Origin of the sequence: Kitasatospora sp. NPDC127116, assembly GCF_042677365.1 — a bacterium.
In the GTDB taxonomy this organism is placed as follows: domain Bacteria; phylum Actinomycetota; class Actinomycetes; order Streptomycetales; family Streptomycetaceae; genus Kitasatospora; species Kitasatospora lactacystinica.
Window position 1 is genome coordinate 28,781 of the sequence record NZ_JBHXTL010000110.1, and the last position, 4,574, is coordinate 33,354.

9 protein-coding genes are annotated in these 4,574 nt (G+C 67.4%); 3 read left to right on the plus strand and 6 right to left on the minus strand.

Annotation, left to right across the window (positions count from 1 at the left end; translation table 11 throughout):
* From ACFVHV_RS32935 to ACFVHV_RS32960, 6 genes are all read right to left on the minus strand, one after another.
* Window positions 1-126: DUF397 domain-containing protein (locus tag ACFVHV_RS32935; RefSeq protein ID WP_380356086.1), on the minus strand; the 126-nt coding region annotated here is incomplete at its 3' end.
* Between the two features lie 4 nt (window positions 127-130).
* Complete coding sequence (locus ACFVHV_RS32940; RefSeq protein ID WP_380356061.1) at window positions 131-343, minus strand: DUF397 domain-containing protein; 213 nt, start codon at window positions 341-343, stop codon at window positions 131-133.
* Window positions 344-353: 10 nt separating this feature from the next.
* The gene (locus tag ACFVHV_RS32945; RefSeq protein WP_380356063.1) at window positions 354-560 is read right to left on the minus strand and encodes a DUF397 domain-containing protein; all 207 of its coding nucleotides are present in this window, start codon (window positions 558-560) and stop codon (window positions 354-356) included.
* 128 nt (window positions 561-688) lie between these two features.
* The gene (locus ACFVHV_RS32950) at window positions 689-1,702 is read right to left on the minus strand and encodes a transcriptional regulator (RefSeq protein ID WP_380356066.1); all 1,014 of its coding nucleotides are present in this window, start codon (window positions 1,700-1,702) and stop codon (window positions 689-691) included.
* Between the two features lie 266 nt (window positions 1,703-1,968).
* Complete coding sequence (locus ACFVHV_RS32955; protein ID WP_380356069.1) at window positions 1,969-2,181, minus strand: DUF397 domain-containing protein; 213 nt, start codon at window positions 2,179-2,181, stop codon at window positions 1,969-1,971.
* On the minus strand, window positions 2,178-3,008 hold the full coding sequence (locus ACFVHV_RS32960; RefSeq protein ID WP_380356071.1) for a helix-turn-helix domain-containing protein: 831 nt from the start codon (window positions 3,006-3,008) through the stop codon (window positions 2,178-2,180). Before ACFVHV_RS32960 ends, ACFVHV_RS32955 begins: the two co-directional genes overlap by 4 nt.
* Window positions 3,009-3,146: 138 nt before the next feature.
* Here ACFVHV_RS32960 and ACFVHV_RS32965 point away from each other — a divergent pair, with 138 nt between their 5' ends.
* From ACFVHV_RS32965 to ACFVHV_RS32975, 3 genes are all read left to right on the plus strand, one after another.
* Window positions 3,147-3,338 (plus strand): hypothetical protein, encoded by a 192-nt coding sequence (locus ACFVHV_RS32965; protein WP_380356073.1) that lies wholly within the window; start codon window positions 3,147-3,149, stop codon window positions 3,336-3,338.
* 14 nt (window positions 3,339-3,352) lie between these two features.
* A complete protein-coding gene (locus ACFVHV_RS32970; protein WP_380356076.1) occupies window positions 3,353-3,841 on the plus strand; it encodes an NUDIX domain-containing protein in 489 nt (162 codons plus the stop codon).
* 137 nt (window positions 3,842-3,978) lie between these two features.
* A complete protein-coding gene (locus ACFVHV_RS32975; protein WP_380356079.1) occupies window positions 3,979-4,416 on the plus strand; it encodes an ATP-binding protein in 438 nt (145 codons plus the stop codon).
* Window positions 4,417-4,574 lie beyond the last annotated feature (158 nt).

A 4,574-nucleotide genomic window follows, 5' to 3' on the forward strand; every position in this document is an offset into this window, starting at 1 on the left:
CACCGGGATGGTGCCGGCCGCGGTCCGGCCGACCTCGACGCAGTCGCCGTTCTCGCTGCTGCTGTAGCTGGACTTGACCCAGCCGTAGCAGCCCTGGTCGAGGGCAGTGCCGTCGTGCATGGTCATCCTCTCAGGCTTCGCTGAACTCGCCGCTGCGGACAGCGGCAACGAACGACACCCAGGCCTCGGCCGGGAAGACGAGCGCCGAGCCGTCGGGGTCCTTCGAGTCACGGACAGGAGCCAGGCCGGGGAAGTCCAGTGTCACCTCGACGCAGTCACCCCCGTTATTACTGTAGGAAGACTTGAACCACCGAGTCCCGGACAGATCTACGCCGTCGGTCATGACGCCCCTCTCAGACTTGGCCGAACTCGCCGCTGCGGACAGCGGCAACGAACGACACCCAGGCCTCGGCCGGGAAGACCAGGGCCGGACCCTGAGGATCCTTCGAGTCACGAACGGGAGCAAGACCCGGGAAGTCCGCTGCGACCTCAACGCAGTTACCCCCATTGTTGCTGCACGTACTCTTCCGCCATCTGGCATCGGCCAGGTCAAGTTCCATAGCACTCACAGCCCTTCCGTGCCCTCCCCCGCTCACACAAAAACGCTCGGCTGGGGGCAAGCCCAGCCGAGCGTCTGCTTGATTGGCTGTCCCCGGGCACCGGTGCCCGGGGACAGCCTCGATCCAGGTCAAGCTGCCTTGGTCATCAGCTGAGCACGGTCACGCAGGTCTCGTGCATGCCGGTTGCGCTGGTGGGGCTTGATCATGGCCAGCATCGAACGGAAGCGGTCGTCGGCCCGGCCGGACTGGATGGTCGGGTAGTCGTCGAGAGCTCGGTGCCAGTCCGCGCAGGCTTCTTCGAGGCGGCCGGCCTGCAGCTTCCACTCTGCGAGCATGCCGGTCATCCGCACCCGGTTGCGCACGTACACGGAGTACCGCAGGCGGTCGGACGCCTCCATCGCGGTGATGGCGCCGGTCTTGTCCCCGAGTTCCCAGCGGACCTTGGCCTCGTGGTACGCCAGGGAGGACGGATCGTAGGAGCCGAAAGCCTTCGCTTTGGACTCGGCCTGCTCCATCGCGACTTCCGCTATCCGCAGGTGGTGGAGGGCTCCGGCCTTGTCTCCGGTCTGGGCGGTGGTGTGGGCCTGCTGGCCGGCAAGGAAGGCCCTCATCCGGGGGCCGGCCTGCGGCGAAGCGGCTGAGGCTGCGTCCGCGAACCGTAGAGCAGTGTCGCCATGGCCGAGGTCGACGGCCTGCACGCTCATGCCACGCAGCGTGGTGCAGTACGTGAGGTGGTCGCCCGCGTGCCCGGCCAGTTCCAGAGCCTTCATGTAGTAGCGCTGGGCCAGGGAATCGTGGCGTTCGTCCATGGCCATGTAGCCGGTCAGGTAGCAGTGGTCGGCGGCGGCCGACAGCATCGCCTTGCGGACGTCCTCGGTGGCGTCCGCCCGCAGGTACGGGGCGATCGTGTTGACCATGAACGAGGCGGCCATCGGGCGGGCCATCCGGCCGCCGAACTGGTCGTCCAGGTCGCTGATCCGTTCGGTCATCGCGGCAACCGCGTGGACCTCCGCCATGCCGATCCGCAGGTGCGGGTTGGTTCGCAGTTTCTCGAAGCGGCCCACCAGGTCGGGCCAGCCTGGAATCGTGAGGGCCACCGAGTAGAGGCTGGCCGTGATGACTCCGCGCCGGGATGGGTCCATATCGAGGCTCCCCAGGTCGATCAGCCCTGACACCGTATCTGTCGGCTGGTCAACGATGGCAGGCATGTCGGGGAATCCGGCCTCGAAGACAGTGTTCGGCCGTTTGAGCTTCCGTGTCCTCCCCCGCTTGCACAAAAACGCTCGGCTGGGAAACCCCAGCCGAGCGCCTGAATACCTCTTCGCAGCCTGACCTGGCCGGCCGGCCACGTGCTGCCATGCCCCCGGAAACCGCCCCCAAGCGGGGGCCGCCTCCTTCGGGCTCGGGCTCAGACGTCGCCGAACTCGCCGCTGCGGACAGCCGCGACGAACGACTTCCACGACTCGGCCGGGAAGACGAGAGCCGGGCCCTGAGGGTCCTTGGAGTCACGGACAGGAGTCAGGCCGGGGAAGTCGGGAGCCACCTCGACGCAAGACCCGCCATTATTGCTGTAACTGCTCTTGAACCATGCGGCGTCTGACAGGTCTACAGGGGAAATCATGACGTTCCTCTCACGCCTTGCTTGCGGATCATCTCCAGTGACGCGGCCTTCGACAGCGCTTCCACCTGGAGCTGATGGTAGTCCCGTTCCCAGGCCTGGGCCGTATCAGCGTCTCGCGCGAGGAAGCCGCGCAGCTGGCACTCCGAGTATGCCAGGAGTGATCGATCCACCAGGGTAAGCAGCGTGACCATCATGGTGAACGGCAGCTCTTCTGCGAGTGAGAACGGCGCCACCTGGATGGTGACGTTCGGACGACTCGCGAGGTCTTCAAGGTGCGCCAGCTGCCGCGCCATGACCCTGGGCCCTCCCACCCTTCGCAGGAGCGCACCTTCATCCAGGACGAAGTGCAGGCGCGGAACCGACCGCTGGTCGAGCAGCTTCTGCCGTGTGGCCAGGAAGTCGAGCCGATCTGCTGCCTGCTCCTCGGTAATGCTGCCGCGCCGCACGGCTGCGGACGCAAAGGCGTTGGCGTACTCCATGGTCTGAGCCAGGCCGGGCACGACGCCCAGCTCGAAGTGGGAGATGCCCTGAGCCTTCGCCTCTTGCGCCGCGTACTCGGGAAACCCTTCCAGCAACGACGACCGGCTCAGGCTCCAGTACGTCAGTTCCAATGTTCCACCGGCATCGATGACCTTGTCAGCCTTACGAACCCAGTCAAGCGTGGGATTGCGTGTCCCTCTTTCGAGGTTCGAAATCTGACTATCACTCAAGTTTGTACGCTGGCCGAGCTGGGTCTGCGTCAAGCCTGCTGCCTTGCGCAGCTTGCGCAGTTGGGCCCCGAACGCCTTGAGGGGCGAGGCCGATGGATCCAGCTGAGACTCACGCATCGTCAGGCCTCCACTGCTGCGCGAATACCACACGGGGGAACTGTCAAGTGGGAAAGCCTTCCGATCGTAGCGGGCAAGGGGCCACTATGGCTACACCCGGTGATTCGTCGGGAGCGCAGAGCAACCGGCGGAGACCTCTTGCACCACGCACGAAATCCCGAGACTCGCTTTCAACTCCACGAACTCGCACTGGACTTCACCAGCACGGAGAACGGCGATCCGCTCGGGAGCATCGTCGTGGAGGTCACGCCCGGGAAGGCCTACCGCCCGCCCGTCGACGGGCGGGCGCTGCCACCCTTCATCAACCCCTCTTACCTGGAGCAGAGTTGAGCAGGACCCGCATCATGAGCAAGCCCCCGGCCCGCCGGTCGGGTCAGCAGATCTTCGCCCTGCGCGAGAACCCCGACGGATCGGGCGACCTGCTCGTTCTCCTCGTCGATCCCGTCTACATGGACGGCCTGATCCTCCCCGGCGGCAGCGCCGAGCAGGACGAGCTCCCCCACCTCGCGGCCCGTCGGCACCTCGAAACCGAAACCGGCCTCGTCCTGCCCCTCCGCACCGTCCTCACCATCGACTACATGCCCGCCGCCGAGTTCCCCGAGGGCCTCAACCTCGTCTACGCGGGCGGGAAGCTCACACCCCAGCAGGCCAACACCGCCAGCCAGCACCAGCCCCCGGAAGAACTCCGCGCCCTCCACTGGGTCCCCCGTCACCAGCTCCGCGACCTCATGGCCGAGGACCAGTGCCGCCGTGTCGAGGACGCCTGGGACGCCTGGGAGCACGGCGACGGCCTCCCCCTCCTCGTCCGGGGCGTCCCGGTCCCGGTCGGCTGATCACGCCGACACTCCCGAGGCCGGACCGCCATCGCTGCGGTCCGGGCCCTCACTTCAGCGAGACCCCCGAGTCGGCGTCGTAGCGCACCGCACGACGCACTCCATTCGCACGCAATCCTCCCTTGAGGCACTCCCCCATGCTCAAAACCCACCGCCGCCCCCGCATGTTCGTCGCGCGCCTCGACTCCCGTACCGAGTCCACGCCCCTGGCCCGCTACCTGCTCCGCGCGTACCTCTCCGCCCTCCCCGCCGGCGACCGCTACGCCGACACCGCCGAGTTGCTCCTCGGCGAACTCTTCGCCAACGCCGTCCAGCACTCCGACGCCCCCGAGGACTGCCACATCGAGGTCCGCTTCACCGTCACCGGCTCCCGCCTGCGCCTGGAAGTCCACGACGCCGGCACCAAACACCCGTCCCTCCGAGCCTCCTCGCCGGACGACGAGCACGGGCGTGGCCTGCTCCTCGTCAACGAGTTGGCCGAACGCTGGGGCTGTACCTCCCTCCCCGGCGGCATCGGCAAGTACGTCTGGGCCCTCGTCGCCCCCTCCCCCAGCCCCGCCCTCGTCACCGCCTGAAAGCACACCCCCATGCACCTCACCACCCTCGCCGGCCACGCCCTCTCCCGCGGCCGCACCCCCGCCGACACCTACGCCCTCCTCGCCCGCCGCACCCACAAACCCGTCCCCTCCGCCCGCGCCGTCTGCCTCGCCCTCACCATCCCCCTCGCCGAGAC